Genomic DNA, 549 nt, shown 5'->3' with positions numbered 1-549 from the left:
GGTCTATCAGGTAGCGGTCATCCAGCTCTGTCCAGCGGAGGGACTTAACGTGGAGACCACACGGGCCAAGCCCTAACTTAAAGAGCGTCTTGGAGTGGGTACCGTCTGGCAACACTGCGGTGAACTTAACGTGAATCAGGTCGGAGACCATCATCAGCTCGTCTTGTGCTTCCTTCAGCTGCTTGCGCAGGAACTTCATGCGGTCCCGCTGGTGCGCTCGGAGTTCATTCACGTCTCGCACCTTCTGTTTCTCGCTCTCAAGTTCGCCCTCTAACCAGCGCACCTGTCTACCAAGAGACTCGGACCTGTCTGCCAGTCGTATCACCTTGGCTGACTCATTGTTAAGATGAGAGCTTACCTCCTGCACCTTACGCTCCAAGCGTTCCCCATCTCGTATCGCATTACGCATGGTGATAATGAAGAGTGCTGTGATGATGCTTAACAAGATGGTTACAACGATTGAGTAAGTCATAGCGTGCCTCTTTAAGTATTCTTTAAGTTAAGACTTTAAGTAATGGAACCCTCGGTCGTTCGAAGGTTCCCTATAGT

The 549-nt window shown here is 51.0% G+C and carries 1 protein-coding gene; it reads right to left on the bottom strand.

Annotated elements, in window-relative coordinates; genetic code table 11:
• A partial coding sequence (locus HHU12_RS34710; protein WP_169661242.1) for a hypothetical protein occupies positions 1-472 on the bottom strand: 472 nt, incomplete at its 3' end.
• Positions 473-549 lie beyond the last annotated feature (77 nt).

It is taken from the genome of Flammeovirga aprica JL-4 (assembly GCF_012844305.1).
Classification (GTDB): Bacteria; Bacteroidota; Bacteroidia; order Cytophagales; family Flammeovirgaceae; genus Flammeovirga; species Flammeovirga aprica.
This window is presented reverse-complemented; position numbering and strand designations above follow the sequence as displayed.